Raw genomic sequence first — 25074 nt, forward strand, 5'->3', positions numbered from 1 at the left:
TTGCTGCTCGGACAGGTCCACGGCTCGCCCCGTCACGCCCGCTTCCGGGCCGGACGGCCGCGGCGCGGGGCGGCAACCGCCTCGTCGGGAGGGGCGGGCACAGCCTCCCCCTGTTCGGGCAGGTCGCCTTCGCCCTCCAACCGCTCACCGAGGGTGCCGAGCAGATCCTGGAAGTCCTGTGCCTCGCGAAAATTCTTGTAGACCGAGGCGAAGCGGACATAGGCGACGTCGTCGAGCCCCTTCAGGCCCTCCATCACCGCCTCGCCGATGGCCTCGCTGGTGACCTCGCCCTCGCCGCCGCTCTCCAGGCGCCGGGTGATGCCGCTTACGAGGCGCTCCACCCGCTCGGGATCGACCGTGCGCTTGCGCAGCGCCACATCGATCGAGCGCTGGAGCTTGTCGCGGTCGAACGGCACGCGCTTGCCCGAGCGCTTGAGAACGACGAGTTCGCGCAGCTGCACCCGCTCGAAGGTCGTGAAGCGACCGCCGCAATCCGGGCAGACGCGGCGGCGACGGATCGCCGAGGAATCCTCGCTCGGCCGCGAATCCTTCACCTGGGTGTCGGGACCTCCGCAGAACGGACACCGCATCGCGCGCTCACCACCTCATCCCAGACGCTCTCAAAAGCCGCCCCTCTCTGCCCCACCCGCCGCTCAATTGCCAGGAGAGGGATCGGTCGGAGCGGGCGTGGCGGGCGTCGCCCCCCCGTCTCCCGGCTCGGCGCGGAAGAGGGCGCGAAGTGCGGCTGCCGTCGGACCGGCCACCACGTCGGCAAGGGTGAGGCGGTCGAGTTCGAGGAAGAACGCCTGCTCCGCCGCGTCGAAGGCCCATTTGAGACGGCACCGGCCCAGGAGCGGGCAGGGGTCGCGCCGGCAATCGACCACGGTACCGACCCCCTCCAGATCGGCGACGAGCCGTCCAAGCCGGATCTCGCGGGCGTCCCGTGCGAGACGCACGCCCCCGGAACGACCCTGCCTGGCCTCGACGACACCGGCGCGGACCAGCGTCTGGGCGATCTTCTGGAGGTGGTGCACCGAGATGTCGAAGCGTTGCGCGACGGCCGGGGTCGCGACCCAGACGCCCCGCTCGGCCAGCGTCAGGTGCATGAGCAGACGCAGGCCGTAATCCGTGTGAAGCGAGAGATGCAGGGTCGCCCTCCCGAGCGCTGCCGCGCAACCTTCAGGTGAAGGATGGCTCGACCCACATCATTTCAAGGATGCAACGACGTGTACACTCCTCGGAACGACAAACCTTACGTGGATTAACTTTGAGGCCGCCCCGAAACGACAGCGGCCGCAGATCGGGAGATCCGCGGCCGCACCGGCCCGCGTCACGGGCCGGAGGTGTTTTTAGTCAGGCTCAGGCGTAGATCGGGAACCGATCGGTGAGGGCGTGGACCTTCTCTTTCACCGCCGCCTCGACCGCCGCGTCGCCGCCATCGCCCTTCTCGGCGATGCCATCGAGCACCTGAACGATCAGCGAGCCGACCTGCTTGAACTCGGCGACGCCGAAGCCGCGGGTGGTGCTGGCCGGCGTGCCGAGACGGATGCCGGAGGTGATCGTCGGCTTCTGCGGGTCGAACGGCACGCCGTTCTTGTTGCAGGTGATGTCGGCCCGGGAGAGCGCCGCCTCGGCCGCCTTGCCGGTGAGGCCCTTCTTCTGAAGGTCGACCAGCATCAGGTGGTTGTCGGTGCCGCCCGAGGTGATGTCGTAGCCGCCGGAGATGATGGTGTCGGCCAGCGCCCGGGCGTTGTCGATCACCTGCTTGGCGTAGATCTTGAACTCGGGCTTCAGCGCCTCGCCGAAGGCCACCGCCTTGGCGGCGATGACGTGCATCAGCGGGCCGCCCTGGAGGCCGGGGAAGATCGCCGAGTTGAACTTCTTGGCCAGCGCCTCGTCGTTCGTCAGGATCATGCCGCCGCGCGGGCCGCGCAGGGTCTTGTGCGTCGTCGTGGTGGCGACGTGCGCATGCGGGAACGGCGACGGGTGCAGGCCCGCGGCGACGAGGCCGGCGAAGTGGGCCATGTCGACGAAGAAGTAGGCGCCGACGGAATCGGCGATCTCACGGAACTTCGCGAAGTCCCAGTGACGCGGGTAGCCCGAGCCGCCGGCGATGATCACCTTCGGCTTGTGCTCCTGGGCGAGGCGCTCGACCTGCTCCATGTCGATGCGCTGGTCCTCGCGGCGCACGGTGTAGGAGACCGGCTTGAACCACTTGCCCGAGACGTTCGGGGGGCGCCGTGGGTGAGGTGGCCGCCGGCCGCGAGGTCGAGGCCGAGGAAGGTGTCGCCCGGCTGCATCAGGGCCATGAACACGCCCTGGTTCGCCTGCGAGCCTGAATTCGGCTGCACGTTGGCGAAGCCGCAGCCGAACAGGCGCTTGGCCCGGTCGATGGCGAGTTCCTCGGCGATGTCCACGAACTGGCAGCCGCCGTAGTAGCGCCGACCCGGATAACCCTCGGCGTACTTGTTGGTCAGGACCGAGCCCTGCGCTTCGAGCACGGCGCGCGAGACGATGTTCTCGGACGCGATCAGCTCGATCTCGTGCTGCTGCCGGCCCAGCTCCTGCGAGATGGCCTTGGCGATCTCGGGATCGGTCTCGGCAAGATGAGCCGAGAAGAAGGAGTCGAGGTCGGTGGTGTCGGTCGCAGTTCCGGCGCTCATGAGCGTAGCCTCTTTTCGTTGTTTACGGGCAAACCCACCCGCTCTCCCGTCGGCGTTCACGGGGGTGTTTTTCAGGCACTATTCGTACACGCCGCGGCATCACAGGCCAAGCACAGGTGATTTTTCGCCTGTCTTCAAAATTTTTAACGGGATCAGCCCCGTTCTGCGGCACCGCAGCGCATTCGGCTAGCCCCACACGCGAAAACACCCGGCAGAGCCGGGTGTCGCAGGACCGACTAAGTCGGTAATTGGCCGGCCCCGTGAACGCGCCCGCGAACCGTAGCAGCTCCGATCGATGCCGCTTGCCGATTTGCGCCGCGCCCTTACCGAAACCCGGCAAGGGCACGTTCGATCGGATGCGTCAGGCTCAGGCCTGAAGGCGGCTCTTCACGTCGCCGAGGCTGGCCCGGAGGAGATCCTGTGCCGCCGCGCCCTGGAGGCGTTCGCGCAGCAGGGTCTCGGAGACCTTCACGGCCGCGTCGGCCGCCGCGGCGCGAACCTGGGCGGAGGCCTGCGCCTCGGCCTGGGCGATCTTGGCCTCGGCGCTCTTGGTGCGGCGCGCAACGAAATCGTTGAGGCGGGCATGGCCTTCGGCGGCGATGCGCTCTGCATCCTCGCGGGCACCGGCGATGATGGCCTCGGCCTCGCGCTCGGCCTCGGTGCGGCGGCGCTTGTAGTCGGCGAGCACGGCCGCGGCTTCTTCACGCAGGCGGCGGGCCTCGTCGAGCTCGTTGCGCACGCGCTTGGCGCGGCTGTCGAGCCCGTTGGTCATCATCGAGAAGCCGCCGACCCGCCAGACGATGACCAGGAACGCCACGAAGGCGACGGCGACCCAGAATTCCGCGGTCAACAACATGTCGGTCTCAAACCCTTGATCGGCCCTCCGCCCGGCGGGCCGGGGCGGGGTCGGATGGGAGGGGCCGGCAACGGGCCGGCCCTCGGATCAGTGTACGGCGGGCGTCGCGTCGAGGGCGCGGTTCAGGCTCGCCTGGTCAGGGGCCTGGCCGGTCAGCCGCTCGACGATCGCCGAGGCGGTCTCGCCGGCAATCGCGCGGACATTGCCCATGGCTTCCGTCGTGCGCGTGCGGATGGTCGCCTCGGAGACGGCGAGCCGCTGGTTCAGCTCGGCTTCGAGCGTCTTGCGCTTGGCGTCGGCCTCGGCCGAGAGGCTGTTGCGGGTCTCCTGGGCGATGGCCTGCGCCTTCGCCTGGGCCTCGCGCAGAGACTTCTCGTAGGCGGCGCCGGCGGCGTCGGCCTCGGTCTTCATGCGCTGCGCCTCGGTCAGATCGGACGAGAGCCGGCCGGCGCGGTTGCCGAGGATCGCCTCGATGCGCGGCAGCGCAACCTTGGACATCAGGTAGTAGAGCAGGCCGAAGGCCAGCGCGAGCCAGATCAACTGCGAGAGGAAGGTGTGGCTCTCGAAGGGCGGAAAGGCACCGCCATGGCCGCCGGAGGGCTGCTCGGTATGGGTGTGCGGGCTTCCCGCCGGGACAATCGTCGTGTCCGCGTTCGGGGAGGGGGTCGTGAGGGGATTCTTCTGCTCGGCCATGGCCCTGTCCGGTGACGTCGGAAGGCCGGCTCCGCGGACGGAGCGGCCGGATCGGTGTCTCTCACGAAACCGCCGCTGCGCCGCCATGCCGAAGGGCGGACGACCGCGCAGAGGAGGTTTCGCGAGGCACTCTCAACGAGCGGGGGAGCGCGGGGCGGACTCTCTAGCCGGCCCGCGCTCCCCCGAAGAACGACGCGTCAGACGGCGAAGAGGAGCAGCAGCGCGACGAGCAGCGAGAAGATGCCGAGCGCCTCGGTGAGCGCGAAGCCCAGGAGGAGGTTGGTGCGCTGGCTATCGGCGGCCGACGGGTTGCGCAGGGCGCCCGCGTAGAACTGGCCGAACAGGTTGCCGAGGCCGATGCTGGCGCCCGCCATGCCGAGGCAGGCGAGACCGGCGCCGATGTACTTCGCAGCGACGGGATCCATGAAACACTCCTGAAGTTCGAACGGGGTTCGTTGAGGGCGGAAGGGTCCGGCCGGGACGGATCAGTGGCCGGGGTGGAGGGCGTCGGCGAGATAGACCGCCGTCAGCGTCGCGAAGACGTAAGCCTGAAGGGCCGCGACGAGGAACTCGAGAGCCGTCAGCGCGATGGTGAGCGCGAGCGGCAGGGGCGAGAGCACGCCCCAGGCGCCGGCAACCAGCAGCTGGACCACGAAGAAGGCGAAGATCTTCAGCGCGATGTGGCCGGCCAGGATGTTGGCGAAGAGACGAACCGAGAGACTGATCGGCCGCGACAGGAACGACACGATCTCGATCGGCACCATGATGAGCAGCAGCGGCTTCGGCACCCCCGACGGCACGAACACGCCGAGGAAGTGGGTGCCGTGCTTGGCGACGCCGTAGATCACCACGGTCAGGATCACGACCAGCGCGAGGCCGAAGGTGACGATGAGGTGGCTGGTCACCGCGAAGGCGTAGGGGATCATCCCGAGCAGGTTCAGGATGAGAACGAACATGAACAGGGAGAACACGAGCGGCAGGAAGCGCTTGCCGTCCTCGCCGGTCGCTTGGTGCACCGTATCGGCGATGAACTCGTAGAGCGTCTCGGCCAGCGCCTGGAGACGGCCCGGAACCACGGAACGCCCGGAGGTCGCCACGATGGTCAGCAGCGCGATGATGCCCACCGCGGCGAACATGTACAGAGCCGATTGCGTGAACGCGAGCTGCTGGTTGCCGATGTGACCCAGCGAGACGAGCGGCTGCAGCTCGAACTGGTGGATCGGGTCGATACTGACCGCCATGTGCCCGCTTCCGCCCCTTTGTGTGTCGCGCGAGGAAGCCTTTGCGGCTCCCGTCTGTCGCGCGTCGCCCTTACACGATGCCGGGCGAGTCTCAAGACCCCTGAGGCGTCTTGGAGACCGTTACCGGCGATCTTTCTCAGTTTTCTTGGTGCTGAAGCCGCTGACCCGCATGACGTTGTAGATCCCCGTCACGAAGCCCAGCATCAGCAGCACGATCATGCCCCACGGCTTGGAGCCGAAGAGATGATCGACGATGTAGCCGAGGATTCCCCCGGCGATCACGCCCGCGATGAACTCGGTCGAGAGCCGCATGGCCTGACCAAGCGGGGCAGACCCGCCGGACGTGCCGGTGCGCGCAAGCTTGTCGGGCCCGGCGCTGGGCCGCTTGCCTTCGAGCTGCGTCTCGAGACGCTTGAGCCTCGCGGAGAGATCGCCGTCGGCGGGAGCCTTTTCCGGCCCGCTCCCATCATCTGCCGGGCCGCCACTCACGGGCGACCCCACATGTCGTCGGGAGCGAAGGGAAAGGTTTCACCCCCTCGGCGCGGCGCACCATAGTTTCGCCAACCTTGAGTGTCAAGGCGGCCAAACTGCCTATTAAGTTGTTGATGGAACAACATAATTCTTCATTTTTCCACGGCTTTCGGAAGCCGGATCAGGCCCCAGGATCGGCTTGATGATCTTCTCCATTTCCTCGATCGAGAGGGCGCCGGCGCGCTTCTCGCCGTTGATGAAGAAGGTCGGCGTCGATTCGACCTTGAGGGTGTCGAGGCCGCGGGTCTTGACCGCGTTGATGGCGGCGTAGGTCTTCTGATCCTTCAGGCAGGCCTCGAACTTCTCCTTCGAGAACCCGGCCTGACGCAGGAGCTGCTCCAGGGCATCGACGGGCGATTGCGGCTTGCGCACGAAGGCCCAGTTCTGCTGCTGGTCGAACAGCAGATCGGTGATCGGGTAATATTTCGCCTCGCCATCGCAGCGGGCCAACATGAAGGCGGCGGTGGCGAGCGGATCGAGCGGGAACTCGCGCAGGGTGAAGCGCACCTTGCCGGTATCGATGTAGCGCTCCTTCAGCACCGGCCACGTCGTCGCGTGGAAATGGGCGCAGTGGGAGCAGGTCATCGAAGCGTATTCGATGATCGTCACCTTGGCGTCCGCCGGCCCGAGCCAGACATCGCCGAGGGGACCGGGCTGCATCAGCGCGGCCGTGTCGGCCGATTGCGCCAGCGCCTCGAAGGTCAGGCGGGGGAGCAGGGCGGCGGTGCCGAGGGCAAGGCCGGTCAGTTTCAGGGCGTCGCGCCGGGTGATCATGGCAGGGGCGGGCTCCGTTCGCGGGCCGCATTCGGCCCGATACCGCGCAGGATAGGACGGAACGGCTCCGTCCGGCCGGGGGACGCGTCGCCGCACGGCCTTTCGCGAGCCGCTTATCACGCCACGCCGCCGCCCGCACGTCCTTGCGTTGATGCGCCGCCAAAGCATCGGCCCGAAAGGTGGTGCCGGCTTTCGGAAGAAAGACGATGCAACAACAAGAATCCCGAGCCTCGTCCCGGATCAGGTCTCGCGCACGAGGCTCCGGCCCGCGTCGCTATCGCCGCGCGACCACGGCGATGCCGAGCCGGTCGAGAGCGTCGCGCAGGCGCTCCTCCTCGATGCGCGCCACCGCCAGCGCCACCTCGCCGCGCCGGGCCGGGTCGAGGGCCTTCTGCGGGACGCGGCGTGTGGCCCGGTGCACGCGGTCCTGGCGCATGACGATCTTGCCGATGCAGGCCCAGCCGTAATGCGCGTTGACGCGCTGGATCACGATCGGCGCGAGATGCTGGAGTTCGAGGGCAAAGGCGCCTTCCACCCGCACCACCAGGGTGCCGGGCTCCGGCCGGCCCTCCGCGTCGCGGCGGGCCCGGCGCGGCCATTCGAGCTTGACCGGCTGGCAGGCCTCGGAGAGCCGCGCGCCGACGATGTCCGGCCACGCGGCGAGGATGTCGGAGGAGGCGAAGCCCTGCGCGGCGAAGGCCGGGCCGATGCAGCCCTCGATCAGTTCGCTCAGCGGTTTGACGCGCGCCATCGGCACTCCGGAACACAAGGGCCGCATAACGGACGCGCCCCATTCACAACCTACCCGAATTGCGGCCGGCACGGGAGTCGGGAGCGCCGCACGAGGGAGCGAGGACGCCGCCGCGTCACATTTCGGCAAGGCGCTGTTTTCGCAGCCGCGCTCCCGCTATGGACGGGCCATGCCCGCCGCCTCGGCCGCCGACCTCCTCACTTGGTACGACCGCCACCGCCGGGCATTGCCTTGGCGGGCGTTGCCGGGTGAGACGCCCGACCCTTACCGGGTCTGGCTCTCGGAAGTGATGCTGCAGCAGACCACCGTCACGGCAGTCAAACCCTATTTCGTGAAATTCCTGACGCTGTTTCCCAACGTCGCGGCGCTCGCGGCCGCGCCGGAGGAGGCGGTGATGTCGGCCTGGGCCGGGCTCGGCTACTATTCCCGCGCCCGCAACCTGCATGCCTGCGCCAAATCGGTCGCGAGCGCTGGCGGGTTTCCCGACACCGAAGACGGCCTGCGCAAGTTGCCCGGCATCGGCGCCTATACGGCCGGCGCCATCGCCGCGATCGCCTTCGACCGGCCGGCGGCGGCGGTCGATGGCAATGTCGAGCGGGTGATGAGCCGGCTGCACGCCATCGAGACGCCGCTTCCCACTGCCCGCGCCCAGATCCGCCTGTTCACCCAGGCGCTGGTGCCGGACCGGCGGCCGGGCGACTTCGCGCAGGCCCTAATGGATCTCGGCGCGACGCTGTGCACCCCGAAGCGGCCGGCCTGCGCCCTCTGCCCCTGGATGCTGCCCTGCCGCGCCCGCGCCGAGGGTTTGCAGGAGACGTTTCCGCGTAAAGTGAAGAAGGAGAAGGGGATCTTGCGAAGGGGCGCGGCCTTCGTCGCGCTGCGGGCCGGCGACGAGGCGGTCCTGCTACGCACGCGGCCTCCCGAAGGCCTGCTCGGCGCCATGGCCGAACCGCCGACGAGCGATTGGCTGCCCGATTACGATCCGGCCAAGGGCCTGCTCGACGCGCCGCTCGATGCCCGCTGGAAGCGCCTGCCCGGCGTGGTGAAGCACGGCTTCACCCATTTCCCGCTCGAACTGACGGTGTTTCTCGCCCGCGTCGCGGCGGACACGAAGCCGCCGGAGGGCATGCGCTTCACCCCCCGCGACGCGCTCGAGACCGAGCCGCTACCCGGTGCGATGAAGAAGGTGCTCGCCCACGCGCTCACCGGCCCGATGCCCGTGGTGGCGCCGAAGCCGGTTCCGGTCCGCGAACCCGATCTCGCCACGATCCCGGAACCCGAGCCGCCGCCGCGGCGTGGGCCGATCCCGAAGCTCGCCTCGTCGCGGCCCTCGGATCTGGCGCGGATCGTGAAGAAGGCACCGAAGCCGGTTCGGACACGATAAAAAGATGCAGGGCTCTGCCCTGCATCCGCGAAAGGACTTGTCCTTTCGAAACCGCGACGAGCGCTACGCCCCGGCTTGGCCCCGCATCTCAGTCCGAAAATCGTCGATGCAGACGAGTTTTCCGCCGCGCTCGGCGTGCCAGAAAGTCCAGCCGTTGCAGGCGGGCAGGCCCTGCACCAGGGCGCCGACCTTGTGGATCGAGCCCATCGCCGGCCCGACGCTGAGCTGGCCGTCCGGCCGCACCGTCGCCCGGAAGCGGCGGCGCTCGTCGGTCAGCGTCTCGCCGGGGCGGACATGGCCCGCCTCGACCACGCTCAGGAACGGGATGCGCGGCTCCGACCGCTTCGGCGTCGCGAGCGCCAGCGAGGCGGCCGACAGCGTCTCGATGCTGTCGATCCGAGCCCGCGCCGCGGTGGCGTAAGTCGGGTCGCGCTCGCAGCCGATGAAGTGGCGGCCGAGACGCTTGGCCACCGCGCCGGTCGTGCCGGTGCCGAAGAACGGGTCGAGCACCACGTCGCCGGGATTGGTCGCCGCCAGCAGCGTGCGGGCCAGGAGAGCTTCCGGCTTCTGGGTCGGGTGGACCTTGCGGCCCGCCTCGTCCTTCAGCCGCTCCTCGCCCGTGCAGAGCGGGATGAACCAGTCCGAGCGCATCTGAAGGTCTTCGTTGCCGGCCTTCAGGGCATCGTAATGGAAGGTGTACTTCGCCTGCGGCGAGCGCGAGGCCCAGATCAGGGTCTCATGCGCGTTGGTGAAGCGCTTGCCGCGGAAGTTCGGCATCGGGTTGGCCTTGCGCCAGACGATGTCGTTCAGGATCCAGTAACCGAGATCCTGCAATGCGCTGCCGACCCGGAAGATGTTGTGATACGAACCGATCACCCACAGCGTGCCGTTCGGCTTCATCACGCGGCGCGCGGCCTTCAGCCAGGCGCGGGTGAAGTCGTCATAGGCGGAAAAGCTGGAGAACTTGTCCCAGTCGTCGTCGACGGCATCGACGACGCTCTGGTCGGGACGAGTCAATCCCGCCTCGCCGAGCTGGAGGTTGTAGGGCGGGTCGGCGAAGACACAGTCGACGCTTTCCGCCGGCAGACGATCCATCGCGGCGATACAGTCGCCGATCAGGATTTCGTCGAGGGGTAAGGTGCTGGGAAGACGCTGAACGGAGGGTGCAAGACCCATCCGCGGCGCCGACGCGATCCGCCCGGTACGCGAGACTTGATTCCGGGCGGTGGCGCCGACGACCGCGGTACGCGGGGAAGCCATGGCAAACACCGGTTACGCGACTGACAACCGGACCATGGCCCGATCACGGTAAAGGTCGCGTTTGCCGTCGCCGTACGGTTGCGTCTCGATATGGGGCGGCAGTTTTTGCCGGGTTTCGCCATGCATCAAATGCAAGGCTGCGCTGCCGCTCGGGCAAGCGCGCCCGAAGCTTTGTCAAGGCTTTCCCGGCCGCGGGCGGAGCGGCGCTGAATTCTTTCGCGACAAGTTTTGTGGATATCGAGAGGCCGGGCGCAGGCGTCGAGCCAAGTAATCAATGCTTGCCGCGACCCGAAACCCCGAAACCCCGCTCGATAGTCTGATTCTTGGCTCATGCCGCGGCGCAAAATCCCCGTCTTATTTTAGCCGGGATCGGGCTCATTTTCCGCGGCGCTCACAACACGTCGCAAAAACAAGGGAATGCGATCCTCGATGAAGGTTTCTATCCGGACCGCTGCCGTCTGCCTCGCCACCGTCATCGGCGCCCTCTCGGCGCTGCCCGCCCAGGCCCAGGGTGGCCGGGCCTCCTGGTACGGAAGCGGCAAGAAGACGGCCAATGGGGAGCGGTTCAACCCCAACGGCTACACCGCCGCCCACCGTAGCCTGCCCTTCGGCACCCGCGTCCGCGTCACGAACCAGTCCAACGGCCGCTCGGTCGTGGTGCGCATCAACGATCGCGGCCCGTTCATCGGCGGCCGGGTGATCGATCTGGCCCGCGGCTCGGCCCGCGCTATCGGCATGTCGGGCGTCAGCTACGTTTCGCTCAACGTGGTGCGCTGAGGCGAACACCGCCTCCGTTCCATCCGGCGTTGCCGGGGAACCGCCCCCTTCCCATCTTCGTCTCAATCGATGACGCGCAGGCCCGGAACGCTTTTCGATCCGGGCTGCAAAGGGATGAGGAGCCGAGATGGCGAAGCCGATGGTGGTCGAGATTCCGCATGAACTCGGCCGCGACGAGGCCCGGCGGCGCATCGATGAGGGCACCGTCCGGGTGCGCGAGGCGCTCGGCAAGAGTGGCATCGCCATCAACACCCTGGCCTGGACCGGCGACCGGCTCGACTACTCGGTCACGGCCATGACCCAGACCGTGGACGGCCAGATCGATGTCGGCCAGGACGTGGTGCGCGTCGAGGTGCGCATGCCGCTGCTGCTCTCGATGTTCGCCCAGAAGATCCAGAAGATCGTCGGCAAGGAGGGCAACAAGCTCCTCCTGACCAAGAAGTAGCCGGAGCCGGGACGTCGCGGGGAACGGGCCACGGGAACCGGCCCGGCGACGCCTCGTTGGCGTGACACGGCGGCACGGTGCCCGCCGCCAGTGAGGCTTCGACCCCTATGGCCAATCCCGGATCGATCCCGGAGACTCCCGTGCCCGGCCCCGAGACGCCTGGACCGGAAACGCCCGACTCGCCCCAGATCCCCGAGCCCGGTCCCGGCCCTGAAATCCCCGGCGGAACGCCCGCCGAGGCTCCCAGCACCACGCCGACCGAGATTCCCGTCGAGAGCCCCGGCCTGCCGGATTCGATCCCGACCGGCCCGGCCAACCCGACCGCCTGAACGCTTCACCCGAAGCAGCGCCGGCTCCGCGCGACGCGAAAGCCTGGATCGGCGGAGGCGGGCGCCGACGACCGGGGCCGGCAAACAATCAGGGCCATCGCTTTCCGGCGATCGCCCTGAAGGCCCGGCCCACTTGCGTTGTTCCGAAGTGCGGCTGCTGCCATAAGCCCGGCATGGCCGCTCCCCCGCTTCTCACCCTTCAAGACGTTGCGCTTACCTTCGGCGGAACCCCGCTGATCGAACGCGCCGAGTTGACGATCGCGCCCGGCGAGCGCGCCTGCCTCGTCGGCCGCAACGGCTCGGGCAAGTCGACCCTGATGCGCATCGCCGCAGGCTTGGTCGAGCCGGATCGCGCCGTGCGCTTCGTGCAGCCCGGCACCACCATCCGCTACCTCGCGCAGGAGCCGGACTTTTCCGGCTTCGAGACAACGCTGGCCTTCGCGGAATCCGGCCTCGCGCCGGGCGACGACGCGCACCGCGCCCGTTATCTCTTGGAGAGTCTGAGTCTCGACGGCACGGAGAACCCCCAGCGCCTGTCAGGCGGCGAGGCGCGCCGGACCGCGCTCGCCCAGGCACTCGCGCCCGAGCCCGACATCCTGCTGCTCGATGAGCCCACCAACCATCTCGACCTCCCGGCGATCGAGTGGCTGGAATCCGAGCTGAAGCGCACGCGCTCGGCCCTCGTCATCATCAGCCACGACCGCCGCTTTCTTTCGGCCCTGTCGCGCTCCACCATCTGGCTCGACCGCGGCGTGACCCGCCGAATCGAGCAGGGCTTCTCGAGCTTCGAGGCGTGGCGCGACGCCTTCTTCGAGGAGGAGGAGCGCGACAAGCACAAGCTCGATCGCAAGATCGCCGACGAGGAACACTGGCTGCGCTACGGCGTGACCGCCCGGCGCAAGCGCAACGTGCGTCGCCTCTCCGACCTGCAGACCCTGCGCAAGCAGAGCCGGGACCACCGCCGCCCGGTGGGGCAGGCGGTGCTGACGGCGAGCGAGGGCGAAGCCTCCGGCACGCTCATCGCCGAAGCCAGGCACGTCTCGAAGTCCTACGGCGAGCGCCGAATCGTCCACGACCTGTCTCTGCGCGTCCTGCGCGGCGACCGGCTCGGCATCGTCGGCCCGAACGGGGCGGGCAAGACCACGCTGATCAACCTGCTGACCGGCGCGCTCGCGCCCGATTCGGGCGAGATGCGCCTCGGCACCAGCCTCAACATGGTCCATCTCGATCAGGCCCGTGCCGTGCTGGAGGGGAGCGCGACCGTCACGGAGGTGCTGACCGGCGGAAGCGGCGACAGCGTCACGGTGGGCGGGCGCAGCCGCCACGTCATCGGCTACCTCAAGGACTTCCTGTTCGCGCCCGAACAGGCGCGCACGCCCGTGAGCGTGCTTTCGGGCGGCGAGCGCAACCGGCTGCTGATCGCCCGAGCGCTCGCCCAGCCCTCCAACCTCCTCGTTCTCGACGAACCCACCAACGACCTCGACCTAGAAACCCTGGACCTCCTCCAGGAGATGCTCGGCGACTATGCCGGTACTCTGATTCTGGTGAGCCACGACCGCGACTTCCTCGATCGGGTGGCCGGGACCGTGCTGGTCAGCGAGGGGGAGGGGCGCTGGGTCGAGTATGCCGGCGGCTATTCCGACATGCTGTCCCAGCGCGGGCGCGGCGTGGAGGCCCGCAGCGACGGGCGGGAGAAGCCCGCCCGCGAACGGGCCGAGCCGCGGGAGAAGGCGACGCGGGCGGAGGCTGCTCCGGCGCGCAACAAGCTCGGCTTCAAGGAGCAGCACGAGCTGAAGACCCTGCCCGTCCGCATGGCCGAGTTGGAAACGGGAATCGCCAAACTGCGCGAGGTTCTGTCCGATCCCGGCTTGTATAGCCGCGATCCCAGCCGCTTTCAGAAGGCGACCGCCATGCTCGGTGCGGCCGAAGCCGAACTGGCCGCGGCCGAGGAACGCTGGCTGACGCTGGAGATGCAGCGCGAAGCACAAAGCGGCTGACCATCCCTCGACGGACCTTCTACGATGCCTCGATTCGTGGAAAACTTTTGCTAGCGGACGGGGATTAAGTTGCGATGCTGCAACAGAGTGCAGCGAAGCAGCTTTGTGTCAGCTCCAAGACAGTCATCTCTGTTGCCCGTAAGGCCACGCTCGCTCATGGTGCCGCTGCGGACGGGATAACCCCGCTGCGGCTTGGCCGATAACCCGGAAGGGAAGGGCCAAGCTCCAAGGGAAAAAGGACAAGCCGGAACGACCACGGAATGGTGGGCGCCCGGCCAAAACAGAAGTCCGATCCCGTGGGTCTCGAAACTTCTGGAGGGTATACCATGAAGCTCGTGAAGAGCCTTCTCCTTGGATCGGCAGCGGGGCTGGCCGTCGTGGGTGGGGCTCAGGCCGCCGACCTGCCGGTGAAGAAGGCCGTTCCGATCGAGTACGTCCGCGTCTGCACCGCTTACGGCGCCGGCTTCTTCTACATTCCTGGCACCGATACCTGCCTGCGTGTCTCCGGCCGCGCCCGCGCCGAGTACGGCTATATCGGCACCGACAATCGCAACGTCCCCGGCGGCGGCGATATCTCGGGCTTCACGGGCCTTGCCCGCTTCAACTTCGATGCCCGCACCCAGACCGGCTACGGCACCCTGCGCGCCTTCCTGCGCCTCGACGCCGCGAGCCGTACCGGCAACACGAAGTATTCCTCCGGCACGAACCTGCGCGGCGCCTACGCCTTCTCCGGCACCGGCCAGGACCAGCTCGGCCGCGTTCAGAACTTCATCAACGTCGACAAGGCGTTCGTGCAGTTCGCCGGCCTGACCGCCGGTCGCGCCTCCTCGTTCTTCGACTTCTACGCCCACGACTTCGAGATCATCGGCTCGTCGCTGGGTTCCGACCTGCCGTCCACCAACCTGCTCGCCTACACCCAAAAGTTCGGTGAGGGCTGGTCGGTGACGCTGTCGATGGAAGACCCGAACTACCGCAAGAACCCGCTCTACTCCGACGCGGCCGGCAGCACGGCCCTCGTTCCCGGTCAGGCTGGTCTGAACAACGTGTTCACCACGGCCCCGACCCCGATCATCCTCGGCACCAACGCCGCCGGTAACGCCACCGCCGTGGCCTTCATCGACGCCGTCCAGCGCTCGCGCCTGCCCGATTTCGTCGGCTCGCTGCGCTACGACGCCGCCTGGGGCTCGGCTCAGCTCTCGGCCGCCGTCAAGGACATCAACACCGGCGGCTTCATCGCTGGCTCGTCGATCGGCGTTCCCGGCACGGGCGCCGCGCTGGCCGGCAACACGGCAGCGGCTCTGGCGGCGCGCGGCATCAACGCCGGCGCGCAGACGGAGTACGGCTGGGCGATCCAGGGCGGTATGAAGTTCAACCTGCCCTTCATCGCCCCCGGCGACGGCCTCTACCTCCAGGGCGCCTACGGCGAGGGTGCTTCGTTCTACACCGGCATCAACCGCTTCACCGCCGGCTACCTGAGCAACGCCTCGGTCTACGCGGGCAACCCGTTCAACCAGTATCTCTCCGACGCGATCGTCAACCCGCTGACCGGCCGCATCGAGCTGTCCAACAGCTTCACGGCGGTGGCGTCCTACCTCCACTACTGGTCGCCGGAATGGCGTTCGGCCTTCTACGCCAGCTACGGTGAGATCTGGTTCTCGCAGGGCGCCCGCCAGGCGGTCAGCCAGGCGAACTCGGTGGTCGGCGCGGCCTCGACCGTGGCGCCGCCGTCCTACCTCACCAACGCCGTCGGCTACAGCCTCAGCCCCGCCCTGCGTGACACCTATCAGGTCGTCACCGGCGCGAGCCTGATCTGGTCGCCGGTCAAGGATCTCGATATCGGCGTCGAGGGCCAGTACATCAAAACGGGCGTCAAGAACGGTCGCGTCTCCGACAGCGACAAGGGCGGCTTCGTGAACAACATCCCGACCCGCACGGTCAGCAGCGAAGACGTGTTCCAGGCCCGCTTCCGCGTGCAGCGCGACTTCTAAGCCGAACCGCCCCCCGCCCGCGCGGGGGGCTGGACACGACGAACACCTTCCAGACCCCGGCCTCGCGGCCGGGGTTTTTTGTTGGCCTGGGACGGGTCGGACCCACGGGCCGTGCGAATCACTGCCGTCGGCGTGCGCGACGGGCACGGCCTTCAAAGCGCCCCGATGGGCCTGTCTTCTGGCCATCATCGCCGGCCGCCGAGGAGGTCGAGCCCATGTCCACGCCTTCGTTGCCTTCGCAAGTACCGCCGCACGGCCGCACGCTCCGGTCTCGCCTGATTCGGGCCGGCTGGATCGCCGGCCTTCCGCTTCTCGCCGTGATCGCCGCAGCGGCTTATTTCGGCATGCTGCGCGTCACGGAACGCCTCGAGCGAGAGGCGACGGCGATCGCCGCCGCGACAGGAGAGGGGCAGCCCGAGCCCTGGCTGCGGGTCTCGGTGACGGGCCGCGACCTGACCGCGACGGGCGAAGCGCCGGAGGCGTCCCAGCGCGAGGCAGCCGTCGGCCGGCTCGCCGCCATCGACGGCGTCCGCCGCCTTACCGACCGGACCGGCGTGGTCGAGGAAGTCTCCCCCTTCGTCTGGTCGGTGGAGCGCCCCGCCGCCGGCCGCGTCGAGGCCACCGGCAGCCGCCCGGCCGAGGTCGGCGCCTTCGAACTAGCTCAGCGCCTGAAGCCGGCCCTGCCGCGTGACGCCACCTTGAACGACAACGCCCGGGCCGCACGGGGCGCACCGCGCGACTTCCCCGATGCCGCGGCCTTCGCCGTGGAGCGACTTCAGGATCTCACCACCGGCGCCGTCGCCACGCTCAACGACACCGTCATCTCGATTCGCGGCGAAGCGGCGAGTCTGGCCGCCTACGATGCCCTGCGCACGGCGCTGGCAACCCCGCCGCAGGGCTACACCCTCGGCACGATCGAGATCACGCCGCCGGTCGTCGGCGACTTCCGGTTCGGTGTCTCCCGCCGCCCGGACGGCAGCCTCGAACTGAACGGCCACGTCGCCTCGGAAAGCGCCCGCGAAGAGATCCGGGCCGCCGCCGCAGAGGCCGCGGAGGGCGCAGCCGTCGATGATCGCCTGCGCGACGCACGCGGCCTGCCGCCGGGCATCGACGGCCCGGCCCTGGCGCGCTTCGTGTTCCAGCTCGCGGGGCTCCTGCACGAGGGGCGCGTCAGCTTCGAGGGCGAGGCGGTCTCGGTCGAGGGCAATGCGCTGGATGCCGGCGCGGTCGCCGAGGCGCAGACGCTGATGCGCGACGCCCGGCCCCTCGGAATCGCCGCGGGCCGTGTGGCACTCTCCGCCCGTCCCATCGTCCCCTACGTCCTGCGCATCCGCCGCGGCAGCGACAGCGTCACGGTGAGCGGCCATCTGCCGGATCGGGCGACGCGGGAGGCGCTGCTCGCCCGGCTCAACCCGCGTTTCTTCCGCGAATCGATCCAGGATCGCACGCGGCTGGCCGAGGGTGCGCCGGCCGCTCTGGGCGCGGCCGTTGCAGCGGCGGTCGATCCGCTCTCGACGCTGGCGAGCGGCGAACTGACGATCACCGGCACCAGCCTGCGCCTGACCGGCACCAGCCTCTATCCCGAGAGCGCCGCCCGCCTCGCTCAATCCCTGCCGAAGGCGATGCCGGCGGGCTGGAACGCCACGGTCGCCGTCACCTCGGACGCGGCCCCCTCGGCGACGGCCGATTTGGGCCCGTGCGGACAGCGCCTCGCCGAGCGCACCGCCGGGCATACCCTGCGCTTTGCCCCAGGGAGCACGGCGCTGGCGCCCGAGTTCTACCCGGTGCTCGACGCGGTGGCGGCGCTGGCACGGGCCTGTCCGGCGGAGCGGATCGAGGTGGTGGGTCATCTCGACCCGGCGGGCGTGAAGCCCGAGACCCAGGCCGACCCGGTCGCCGACGAGGCCGCGAAGGAGACGGCACCCAAGCCCACCAAGGCGGACCCGAAGAAGGACGCGAAGGCCAACAAGGGCAGCAAGGCCAAGGCCGAGACGAAGCAGGACGCGTCCAAATCCGAACCAAAGCCCGAGGCGAAGTCCGAACCGAAGCCCGAGAAGACCGAGGCCGAGCGGGCGGATGCCGGCGCCGACCTCGCGCGGGCACGGGCGCTCGCGGTGGTGGACTACCTCCAGAAGGCCGGTGTGCCGCTGGAACGCGCCGCCGCGCCGACGGGCGTCGCACCGCTCTCCGACCGCCAGGGAATCGGCCTCAGCCTGCGCTCGTGACCTGCCCGTCGCCTCGCTCCGGGCGGGCTCGAGCGCTCCGCCTCACGCTACCCCCTCCGACGGACCGGGCGCCTCCGGGGCCAACCCCCAGATCCGCTGCTTGCGCCCGACGCCGCGCAGGGCGAACTCGCCGACCGGAACGAGCGAGGCCCCGCAACGCCGAGCGAAGGCGTCGGAGAGGAGCAGCGAGCGCTCCAACCCGTCGCAGAGCCGCTCGATCCGGCTCGCCTCGTTGACCGCCCGGCCGATCACCGTGAAGTCGAGGCGCCGGTCGGTGCCGACATTGCCGGAGACGACGCGCCCGTAATGCAGCACGATGTCTGCCTCCAGGGGCGGCAGCCCATCCTGGCGGCGGGACGCGTTCAGCCGGTCGTTGCGCGCCAGCGCCTCGCGCGCCGCATCGAGCGCCCCCGTACAGGCCGGGCAGGTGAGGGCGTCCGGCTCGGCGACGGGGAAGACGGCGAGAAAGCCGTCGCCGAGAAATTTCGAGATCTCGCCGCCATGGCGCTGCACGGGCTCGCCGAGCGCATCGAAATGCTCGTCGAGCCAGCCCACCACCTTCAGCGGATCGTCACGGTCCGCCACCGCCGTGAAGCCGCGCAGGTCGGCGAGCAGGATCGCGGCGTGGACCACCGTGCTCTGCCCGCGCCGCATCTCGCCCGCGAGCACCCGCGCCCCCGTCGCCGGGCCCAGATAGGTGTCGAGCATCTCGCGAATCGCGTGCGACAGGCTGAGCTTGGCCGTAACCAGGGCGATCACCGGCACGAGTCCGGCGACTACCGCCTGCTCCGCTTGCGAGAAGCCGCCGGGCCGGTCGGTGGCAAACGAGATGCCGACACCCTCCATGGCGCTGCCGGGTGCGAAGGCCGCGGCATGGAGCAGGTAATCGGTCCCGCCCGCCTGCCTCAACGCATCGAGAAGCGGGAGATCGGGACAGCCGTTCGATTGGTCGAGGCGCCAGCGCACGAAGGAGAGGTCGTTCGCCCGCAGCCAGCCGACGGGGCTGCGCAAGAACGTGTCCTCGCCCTCCGGCCCGTGCACGGTCGGAAACACCGCCATGCCTTGCCCACGCCGCCACGCGACGCTCACCCCGCGGAACAGGGGATCGATCACCGGCACCGCGAGGCTGAGGCGCCAGAGCGGGAGACCGGCCGCAACCAGCGCTTCGCAGAACTCCGCGATGATGGCCTCCGCCTCGTCCGACGCGGTCGCGCGCGCGATTAGGTGGGCTTCGATCCCGCGGAGGTCAGAGGCTGAGATCGGGTCCGTGATGGCCATGGCGGACCCACTCTATCGGCGCCCCGGCGGCGATCCAAAAGCACCGGGCAGGCGATGTCTGTGGGAAATCGACCGCATAGCCGCCTTGCTCGGGCGTTCCGAACCCTTCAACCGTGCTGGCAGATGCCGGGACCAACGACATGGACGACGTGACCGACGACGCTTCCGCCCTCGCGCGCCGATTCGCGTTTCTCGCGGAGATCGATGGGCTCAAGGCCGTGCTGCGCCAGAACCGCACCATCGGCGAGCGTCGGCGCGAGAACTCGGCCGAGCATTCGTGGCACTTGGCGATGTTCGCGCTCGTTCTCGGCGATCGCGCGCCCGGCCTCGACCTGAACCGCGTCGTCGCGATGCTGCTGGTGCACGACATCGTCGAGGTCGATGCCGGCGATGTGCCGATCCATGGCGCCTACGACGCCGCCGCTTTAGCGCTGGTCGAGGAGGCTGCGGCCGCGCGGATCTTCGGGCTCCTGCCGGAGCCGCAGCGGGACCGCTTCGCCGCGCTATGGCGGGAATTCGAGGCGAGCGAGACGGCGGAGGCCCGGTTCGCCAAGGCGCTTGATCGGCTCCAGCCGCTGCTGCTCAACACGCTGACCGAGGGCGGCACCTGGGCCGAGAACGGCCTCACCGAGGCGCAGGTGATGGCGCGATACCAACCGGTGATCGAGCGCGGTATCCCCGGTCTCTGGCCCTTCGTGGAGGCGCTGGTCCGCAGTCACTACCAGAGGCACGCCACAACGGCGTGACCGGCACTACCAGGGTCACGCCACTACGGCGTGACCGGCTGCGCCTCGGCGCTGACGGCGGTGCGGGCGCCGCGGGCGAGGTCGCGCTCGATCATCAGCGCGCTCTTGCCGTCGAGGCGGTTGCGGTAGACTTGCAGGTTCTCCATCACCCGCTGCACGTAGTTGCGCGTCTCGGTGAAGGGGATGCGCTCGACCCAGTCGATCGGATCGACATCCGGCCGGCGTGGGTCGCCGTAGGCATCGACCCATTTCTTCACGTTGCCGCCGCCCGCGTTGTAGGAGGCGAAAGCGAGGATGTAGGAGCCCTTCCAGTCCTCCATCAGCTCGCCGAGATGGGCTTGGCCCAGCCGCGCATTGTAGGCGGGATCGCTGGTCAGCCGATCCGTTTCGTAGGACGTCGAGACGCGCTTGGCCGTGCGCTGGGCGGTGGCCGGCATCATCTGCATCAGCCCCCGCGCGCCGACGCCGGATTGGGCGCGGGGATCGAACTGGCTCTCCTGCCGGGCGATGGCGAAGACCATGGCCCGCTCGACCTGCGGCACCGCGGTGAAGGTCTCGTAATTCGGGATGCCGATGGTCGGGTAGGCATGGGTGTCCAGTGCCAGCCCCCGCTGCGTGGCGAGCTTGCCGATGGAGACCAGCGCCCGCGCGTCGCGCATCTCCACCGCCGTCTCGCCGAGCGCGTTGACTTGCGCCTCCTCGGTCAGCGAGCGGGCGGCGTCGATGTAGAGCGGCAGCGCCAAGTCCTTCATCTGGGCGGCGGCCAGAAGCTTCAAGCCGCGCATGAAGAGCCGGTCGTCGAAGGCGGCGCGCGCCGTCGGGCTCAGCTCGGCGGCGCGGCGCAGGGGCAGGCTGTGCTGGCCGAGCCGGGCGCGGGCGAGCTGTCCGTAATAGGCGATCGGCTGGAGCGCGGCGCGCTCGTAGAAACCCTTCGACTCGATGATCTTGCCCGCGGCTTCCGCCGCGCGGCCCTGCCAATAGGCGGCACGCGCCAGCGAGATCGGCGTCTCGGCGACACTCGCGGCTTGCGCGAAGTGCCGCTCAGCCGCCGCGGGGTCGGCCATGAAGCGGAGCGCGATCCAGCCGGCATGGAACTCGGCCTCGATCCGCTTCTCGGAGGTGCGGGCGGAATGCGCGGCGGCCACGGCGTAGGCGGACTTGGTCTCGCCCGCATCCATCAGCTTGCGGGCGACGATCCGGCGCTCGACCCACCACGTATCACCGTCGGCGAGCACCTCCGGGTTGGTCGGCGCGGCGAGCAGCACCTTGGCCGCCTCCGGCGCCTTGTCGGCGCGGCGGAAATACTGGGCGCGCGAGAGCAGGTAGGACGAATCGTTGCGCAACGACGGCGGCACCGCCGCGAGCGCGGCCGCCGCCCCGGCCTTGCCCTGCACCGCCCGGCGGGCGCGCACGAGGCTGGCATAAGAGCCGCCGGCATAGTCGGCGGCGCGCGCGGCGGTGGCCCAATCCTCCTTCAGGAGGGCGCGCTCCATCCGGTAGCGGTGGTCGATCACCGTGAGCACGCCGGGGAAGGCTTCGGTGACCTTGGCCTCAAGGCTGCGCCCGAAGCTCTCCTCGCGCCACAGGTCATGCACGAGTTCGGCGGCATCCGCGTCGAGCCCGTCGGCGCGCAGAGCCAGGGCCAGGGCGAACTTGCCCGGCGCGCTCGCGGGCTTGGCGCTCGCGAAATAGGCGCGCACGATCGCAGGGCTCTTCTTCTCCGTGAGCAGCCGCTCCTCGGCCCGGCGGCGCAGCAGGGGCCCCGCCGGCCAATCGGGATTGGCGCGTGAGAAGGCGACGACCCGCTCGAAGCTGACGCCGGCGCCCGCGCGGATCGCAACCCATTCGAGCAGCGCCCGCGCCGCCGGATCGGAGAAGCCTGCGGCGAGCCGGTCGCCGTCGGAGACCTTGCCCTTGCGGTAGAGGTCGATCGTCTCACGGAGTTGGCCGAGATCGGTCTCGCCGAAGGCGACCGGCCGGCCTAAGTCCGGTACCTCAGGGGAGGGGGCGGCCGGCGACACGGCCGCATCGGGCAGCGGGAAGGCCACAGGGCCATCCGATTCGGTGGAGGCGTAAGAGGACGCCGCGGCGGGCAGCGGCTTGTCGGAGGCGGCCTCGCCGGAACTCGGATCGAGGCGCAGCGCGTCCGCCGCGACGGGATCCGAGGCGGGGCCCTGGCCGTCGCTCGGCTGCCCGGCGGGCGCGGTGGCGTTTCTCGCGGGGGCGGCGGGGGCAGAGGCCGGCTGCGGGTTGCGGAGTTCGATGGCCCCGCCGCGCTGTGGCAGCACGGCCGTGCCGGACAGCAACAGGCCGAGGAGCAGAGGCAGGGAGCGTGTGGGCAACGCCATGATCTGAGACACCCCGACCGGAGGCCAAGCCTTAAGCTGGGCCTCGGTCCGTTAAGATGGCATTAACTGCGCAAGCGAAGCGTTTGCGCGCGGACGGGGGAGGGCCTATGTCTCGCGCGTCCCAAGCGCGGCCCGTACGCGGCCGCAGCCACCGGGGCACGCCAGAAAACAGGCAAGAAGAACGGCCGGGAACGCCAGGATGACCGATACCCACGCCCGCCTTCGCGGCTCGATGACCGCGCTCGCGACCCCGTTCCGCGACGGCGAGTTCGACGAGTCGGCCTTCCGGAAATTCGTGAACTGGCAGATCGATCAGGGCACCCACGCCCTGGTGCCGACCGGTACGACCGGCGAGAGCCCGACGCTGAGCCACACCGAGCACGACCGCGTGGTCGAGGTCTGCGTCGCCGAGACCGCCGGCCGGGTGCCGGTGATCGCGGGCGCCGGCTCGAACTCGACGCGGGAGGCCGTCGCGCGGGCGCGTCATGCCGAGAGCGTCGGCGCGGATGCGGTGCTCACCGTCACGCCCTACTACAACAAGCCGACGCAGGAGGGGATGTACGCCCACTTCAAGGCGGTGAACGACGCCGTCGGCATCCCGATCATCATCTACAATATCCCCGGCCGGTCCGTGGTCGACATGAGCGTCGACACCATGAAGCGGCTGTTCGAACTGAAGAACATCGCCGGCGTGAAGGATGCCACGGCCAAGATCGACCGTGTCAGCCTCCAACGACAGGCTTTGGGAGAAGACTTCATCCAGCTTTCTGGCGAAGATGCGACGGCGCTCGGCTTCAATGCCCATGGCGGGGTCGGCTGTATCTCGGTGGTCTCGAATGTCGCACCCCGGCTCTGCGCCGATCTTCAGGAAGCGACGCTGGCGGGCGATTACGCCAAGGCCCTGAAGATCCAGGACCGGCTGATGCCGCTGCACGTGCAGATGTTCTACGAATCGAACCCGGTGCCGGCGAAATACGCTCTCTCGCGCCTCGGGCTGATGTCGGAGGAGGTGCGCCTGCCTCTGGTGCCGGCGACCGAGGGCTGCCGCCGGGCGGTCGATGCCGCGCTCGCCCATGCCGGCCTGATCTGACGCCGTCGGATTGATCCGAGAAGATCCGGCGGGAAGCCTCGCCGGAGAACGTGGCGGTCCCCATATCGGTGGCAATCCCCAACCGGTGGACTGCGCCCGATCACGAACCTGAAGACGAATGGCACCCAAACCCGATCCCGGCCGGCGCGTCGTCGCCGACAACCGCTCCGCCCGCTACCACTACGCGATCGAGGACACGCTCGAGGCCGGCATCGCGCTGACCGGCACCGAGGTGAAATCGCTGCGCGGCGGCAAGGCGACGATCGGTGAGTCCTATGCCGGACCGTCCGGCAACGACCTGATGCTGTTCAATGCCTATATCCCGGAATATCTGGAGGCGAACCGCTTCAACCACGACACCAAGCGGCCCCGCCGCCTGCTGCTGCACCGCCGCCAGATCAACAAGCTGATCGGCGCCACCCAGCGCCAGGGCTACACGGTGATTCCGTTGAAGATCTACTTCAACGACAAGGGCCGGGCGAAGGTCGAGCTGGGCCTCGGCAAGGGCAAGCAGCTCCACGACAAGCGCGAGAGCGTCAAGCAGCGCGACTGGGATCGCGACAAGGCTCGCCTGATGCGCGACAAGGGCTGAGGCCGGCCCTCGACGTTTCGGCGCCGGGACATAGCCGGCCCCGTCCGTTCAGCGATGCCCTCAACTTAGCCCGACGCGCTGCGCCATCACCGCAAGACGAAGCGATCCGGAGCGCGTCTTCTCTGGAGAGGGCAGGGCGCCGGATGCGTTCGGCGCAGCCTCGCAATCGACGGCGACGGGTCTTCGCCCGTCACCGCGATCCGAGCACCAAGGCTCAGCTCAGCCTTCCGCTTCCTCGTCGGTCGCGCCGGGGCGGATGCCGTAGCGGCTCTCGAGACCGGGATTGGGGCGGGGCGCGCGCTCGGCGAAGTCGCGGCGGGGGCCGTCGCCGGGCGCGCGGGCGGTGCGCTCGCTCGGGTCACGGCCGATCCGGCTCGCAAGATGGGCGAGATCGATGAACTCGTCCGCCTGACGCCGCAGGTCGTCGGCGATCATCGCCGGCTGGGTCTGGATGGTGGAGACGACGGAGACACGAACGCCGCGGCGCTGGATCGCCTCCACGAGCGAGCGGAAATCACCGTCGCCGGAGAACAGCACCATGTGGTCGATGTGCGGAGCCAGTTCGAGCGCGTCGATGGCGAGCTCGATATCCATGTTGCCCTTGATCTTGCGGCGCCCGGCGGAGTCGGTGAACTCCTTCACCGGCTTGGTGACGACCCGGTAGCCATTATAGTCGAGCCAATCGATCAGCGGGCGGATCGAGGAATACTCCTGATCCTCAATCATTGCCGTATAATAGAAAGCGCGAATGAGATTATCGCGGCTCTGAAAATCCTTGAGCAGTCGCTTGTAGTCGATATCGAAACCGAGCGCCTTCGTGGTCGCATACAGATTTGCACCGTCGATAAAAACCGCGGTACGTTGCTTATCACTCATCGATAGGTCCGTGTGCTTGAGATAAAAAGTTTGTTTCCAGAAATTCAGACATGAATGCAGTACATGAAACCGTGGATTCAATGCGCTGCCGAAGTCCAGCATCCCTGCACTCTCGACGCATAGCAATTCCTGTATGCCGAGACACGCTTTCCGTTCGGAAGAGCGTAATCCGGCCAACAAGATTGCGGTGTCTGAAAGGCGCAGGACTCGGAACAGCGTAGCAGAGTCCG

23 protein-coding genes and 1 pseudogene are annotated in these 25074 nt (G+C 68.8%); 10 read left to right on the plus strand and 14 right to left on the minus strand.

Going from position 1 to position 25074, the window contains the following annotated elements:
* Window positions 1-32: 32 nt before the first annotated feature.
* From nrdR to MSPGM_RS15900, 10 genes and pseudogenes are all read right to left on the minus strand, one after another.
* Entirely contained in the window at window positions 33-590 is a 558-nt protein-coding gene (gene nrdR, locus MSPGM_RS15855) for a transcriptional regulator NrdR (RefSeq protein WP_003601130.1), read from the minus strand.
* Between the two features lie 63 nt (window positions 591-653).
* A complete protein-coding gene (locus MSPGM_RS15860) occupies window positions 654-1148 on the minus strand; it encodes an RrF2 family transcriptional regulator (RefSeq protein ID WP_080577070.1) in 495 nt (164 codons plus the stop codon).
* A 211-nt stretch (window positions 1149-1359) separates the two neighbouring features.
* Window positions 1360-2663 (minus strand): annotated as a pseudogene (glyA, locus tag MSPGM_RS15865) (serine hydroxymethyltransferase).
* Window positions 2664-3030: 367 nt separating this feature from the next.
* Entirely contained in the window at window positions 3031-3516 is a 486-nt protein-coding gene (locus tag MSPGM_RS15870; protein WP_173390183.1) for an ATP F0F1 synthase subunit B, read from the minus strand.
* Window positions 3517-3606: 90 nt separating this feature from the next.
* Window positions 3607-4212: a F0F1 ATP synthase subunit B gene (locus tag MSPGM_RS15875; RefSeq protein ID WP_003601126.1), complete on the minus strand. Its 606-nt coding sequence runs from the start codon at window positions 4210-4212 to the stop codon at window positions 3607-3609.
* Window positions 4213-4409: 197 nt separating this feature from the next.
* Window positions 4410-4637, minus strand: a complete 228-nt coding sequence (locus MSPGM_RS15880; RefSeq protein WP_003601125.1) for a F0F1 ATP synthase subunit C — start codon at window positions 4635-4637, stop codon at window positions 4410-4412.
* A 60-nt stretch (window positions 4638-4697) separates the two neighbouring features.
* On the minus strand, window positions 4698-5453 hold the full coding sequence (locus MSPGM_RS15885; RefSeq protein WP_003601124.1) for a F0F1 ATP synthase subunit A: 756 nt from the start codon (window positions 5451-5453) through the stop codon (window positions 4698-4700).
* Window positions 5454-5573: 120 nt separating this feature from the next.
* Window positions 5574-5942, minus strand: coding sequence for an AtpZ/AtpI family protein (locus MSPGM_RS15890; RefSeq protein WP_003601122.1), 369 nt, complete (start codon window positions 5940-5942; stop codon window positions 5574-5576).
* 105 nt (window positions 5943-6047) lie between these two features.
* Window positions 6048-6758 carry a DsbA family protein gene (locus MSPGM_RS15895; protein WP_261925705.1) on the minus strand — a complete coding sequence of 237 codons (711 nt, stop codon included), beginning with the start codon at window positions 6756-6758 and terminating at the stop codon, window positions 6048-6050.
* Between the two features lie 274 nt (window positions 6759-7032).
* Entirely contained in the window at window positions 7033-7509 is a 477-nt protein-coding gene (locus MSPGM_RS15900; RefSeq protein ID WP_003601118.1) for a DUF721 domain-containing protein, read from the minus strand.
* Window positions 7510-7678: 169 nt separating this feature from the next.
* On the opposite strand from MSPGM_RS15900, the gene mutY reads away from it, so the two are divergent.
* Entirely contained in the window at window positions 7679-8893 is a 1215-nt protein-coding gene (mutY, locus tag MSPGM_RS15905; RefSeq protein WP_012753259.1) for an A/G-specific adenine glycosylase, read from the plus strand.
* A gap of 63 nt (window positions 8894-8956) precedes the next feature.
* Here the strand turns inward: mutY and MSPGM_RS15910 are convergent, their stop codons facing one another.
* Complete coding sequence (locus tag MSPGM_RS15910) at window positions 8957-10153, minus strand: site-specific DNA-methyltransferase (RefSeq protein ID WP_003601114.1); 1197 nt, start codon at window positions 10151-10153, stop codon at window positions 8957-8959.
* Between the two features lie 429 nt (window positions 10154-10582).
* Between MSPGM_RS15910 and MSPGM_RS15915 the strand changes: the two genes are divergently transcribed.
* The 6 genes from MSPGM_RS15915 (at window position 10583) to MSPGM_RS15940 (ending at window position 17914) form a co-directional block, all read left to right on the plus strand.
* On the plus strand, window positions 10583-10930 hold the full coding sequence (locus MSPGM_RS15915) for a septal ring lytic transglycosylase RlpA family protein (protein ID WP_003601112.1): 348 nt from the start codon (window positions 10583-10585) through the stop codon (window positions 10928-10930).
* Window positions 10931-11057: 127 nt separating this feature from the next.
* Window positions 11058-11375, plus strand: coding sequence for a polyhydroxyalkanoic acid system family protein (locus tag MSPGM_RS15920; RefSeq protein ID WP_003601110.1), 318 nt, complete (start codon window positions 11058-11060; stop codon window positions 11373-11375).
* A 107-nt stretch (window positions 11376-11482) separates the two neighbouring features.
* Window positions 11483-11704: a hypothetical protein gene (locus MSPGM_RS15925; RefSeq protein WP_003601109.1), complete on the plus strand. Its 222-nt coding sequence runs from the start codon at window positions 11483-11485 to the stop codon at window positions 11702-11704.
* 173 nt (window positions 11705-11877) lie between these two features.
* Window positions 11878-13701, plus strand: coding sequence for an ABC-F family ATP-binding cassette domain-containing protein (locus MSPGM_RS15930; protein WP_003601107.1), 1824 nt, complete (start codon window positions 11878-11880; stop codon window positions 13699-13701).
* Between the two features lie 326 nt (window positions 13702-14027).
* Window positions 14028-15689, plus strand: coding sequence for a porin (locus MSPGM_RS15935; protein ID WP_012254471.1), 1662 nt, complete (start codon window positions 14028-14030; stop codon window positions 15687-15689).
* 215 nt (window positions 15690-15904) lie between these two features.
* Window positions 15905-17914 carry a hypothetical protein gene (locus MSPGM_RS15940; protein WP_003601103.1) on the plus strand — a complete coding sequence of 670 codons (2010 nt, stop codon included), beginning with the start codon at window positions 15905-15907 and terminating at the stop codon, window positions 17912-17914.
* A gap of 42 nt (window positions 17915-17956) precedes the next feature.
* On the opposite strand, the gene MSPGM_RS15945 is transcribed toward MSPGM_RS15940, so the two are convergent.
* The gene (locus MSPGM_RS15945) at window positions 17957-19192 is read right to left on the minus strand and encodes an adenylate/guanylate cyclase domain-containing protein (protein ID WP_261925706.1); all 1236 of its coding nucleotides are present in this window, start codon (window positions 19190-19192) and stop codon (window positions 17957-17959) included.
* Window positions 19193-19332: 140 nt separating this feature from the next.
* Here MSPGM_RS15945 and MSPGM_RS15950 point away from each other — a divergent pair, with 140 nt between their 5' ends.
* Entirely contained in the window at window positions 19333-19938 is a 606-nt protein-coding gene (locus MSPGM_RS15950; protein ID WP_003601099.1) for an HD domain-containing protein, read from the plus strand.
* Between the two features lie 23 nt (window positions 19939-19961).
* Here the strand turns inward: MSPGM_RS15950 and MSPGM_RS15955 are convergent, their stop codons facing one another.
* Window positions 19962-22286 (minus strand): lytic transglycosylase domain-containing protein, encoded by a 2325-nt coding sequence (locus MSPGM_RS15955; protein WP_261925707.1) that lies wholly within the window; start codon window positions 22284-22286, stop codon window positions 19962-19964.
* A gap of 199 nt (window positions 22287-22485) precedes the next feature.
* Here MSPGM_RS15955 and dapA point away from each other — a divergent pair, with 199 nt between their 5' ends.
* Window positions 22486-23376 carry a 4-hydroxy-tetrahydrodipicolinate synthase gene (gene dapA / locus MSPGM_RS15960; protein ID WP_003602872.1) on the plus strand — a complete coding sequence of 297 codons (891 nt, stop codon included), beginning with the start codon at window positions 22486-22488 and terminating at the stop codon, window positions 23374-23376.
* Window positions 23377-23494: 118 nt separating this feature from the next.
* Entirely contained in the window at window positions 23495-23968 is a 474-nt protein-coding gene (gene smpB, locus MSPGM_RS15965) for an SsrA-binding protein SmpB (protein WP_003602874.1), read from the plus strand.
* 219 nt (window positions 23969-24187) lie between these two features.
* Here smpB and MSPGM_RS15970 read toward each other — a convergent pair whose 3' ends face one another.
* On the minus strand, window positions 24188-24844 hold the full coding sequence (locus MSPGM_RS15970; protein ID WP_003602875.1) for an NYN domain-containing protein: 657 nt from the start codon (window positions 24842-24844) through the stop codon (window positions 24188-24190).
* Window positions 24845-25074 lie beyond the last annotated feature (230 nt).

It is taken from the genome of Methylorubrum sp. GM97 (assembly GCF_024347855.1).
GTDB classification, from domain to species: Bacteria; Pseudomonadota; Alphaproteobacteria; order Rhizobiales; family Beijerinckiaceae; genus Methylobacterium; species Methylobacterium extorquens.

Coding starts and splice junctions, on each gene's coding strand:
- nrdR (WP_003601130.1), bottom strand. CDS start 590: ATGCGGTGTCCGTTCTGCGGAGGTCCCGACACCCAGGTGAAGGATTCG.
- MSPGM_RS15875 (WP_003601126.1), bottom strand. CDS start 4,212: ATGGCCGAGCAGAAGAATCCCCTCACGACCCCCTCCCCGAACGCGGAC.
- MSPGM_RS15880 (WP_003601125.1), bottom strand. CDS start 4,637: ATGGATCCCGTCGCTGCGAAGTACATCGGCGCCGGTCTCGCCTGCCTC.
- MSPGM_RS15885 (WP_003601124.1), bottom strand. CDS start 5,453: ATGGCGGTCAGTATCGACCCGATCCACCAGTTCGAGCTGCAGCCGCTC.
- MSPGM_RS15895 (WP_261925705.1), bottom strand. CDS start 6,758: ATGATCACCCGGCGCGACGCCCTGAAACTGACCGGCCTTGCCCTCGGC.
- MSPGM_RS15900 (WP_003601118.1), bottom strand. CDS start 7,509: ATGGCGCGCGTCAAACCGCTGAGCGAACTGATCGAGGGCTGCATCGGC.
- mutY (WP_012753259.1), top strand. CDS start 7,679: ATGCCCGCCGCCTCGGCCGCCGACCTCCTCACTTGGTACGACCGCCAC.
- MSPGM_RS15910 (WP_003601114.1), bottom strand. CDS start 10,153: ATGGCTTCCCCGCGTACCGCGGTCGTCGGCGCCACCGCCCGGAATCAA.
- MSPGM_RS15915 (WP_003601112.1), top strand. CDS start 10,583: ATGAAGGTTTCTATCCGGACCGCTGCCGTCTGCCTCGCCACCGTCATC.
- MSPGM_RS15920 (WP_003601110.1), top strand. CDS start 11,058: ATGGCGAAGCCGATGGTGGTCGAGATTCCGCATGAACTCGGCCGCGAC.
- MSPGM_RS15925 (WP_003601109.1), top strand. CDS start 11,483: ATGGCCAATCCCGGATCGATCCCGGAGACTCCCGTGCCCGGCCCCGAG.
- MSPGM_RS15930 (WP_003601107.1), top strand. CDS start 11,878: ATGGCCGCTCCCCCGCTTCTCACCCTTCAAGACGTTGCGCTTACCTTC.
- MSPGM_RS15935 (WP_012254471.1), top strand. CDS start 14,028: ATGAAGCTCGTGAAGAGCCTTCTCCTTGGATCGGCAGCGGGGCTGGCC.
- MSPGM_RS15940 (WP_003601103.1), top strand. CDS start 15,905: ATGTCCACGCCTTCGTTGCCTTCGCAAGTACCGCCGCACGGCCGCACG.
- MSPGM_RS15945 (WP_261925706.1), bottom strand. CDS start 19,192: ATGGCCATCACGGACCCGATCTCAGCCTCTGACCTCCGCGGGATCGAA.
- MSPGM_RS15950 (WP_003601099.1), top strand. CDS start 19,333: ATGGACGACGTGACCGACGACGCTTCCGCCCTCGCGCGCCGATTCGCG.
- MSPGM_RS15955 (WP_261925707.1), bottom strand. CDS start 22,286: ATGGCGTTGCCCACACGCTCCCTGCCTCTGCTCCTCGGCCTGTTGCTG.
- dapA (WP_003602872.1), top strand. CDS start 22,486: ATGACCGATACCCACGCCCGCCTTCGCGGCTCGATGACCGCGCTCGCG.
- smpB (WP_003602874.1), top strand. CDS start 23,495: ATGGCACCCAAACCCGATCCCGGCCGGCGCGTCGTCGCCGACAACCGC.
- MSPGM_RS15970 (WP_003602875.1), bottom strand. CDS start 24,844: ATGAGTGATAAGCAACGTACCGCGGTTTTTATCGACGGTGCAAATCTG.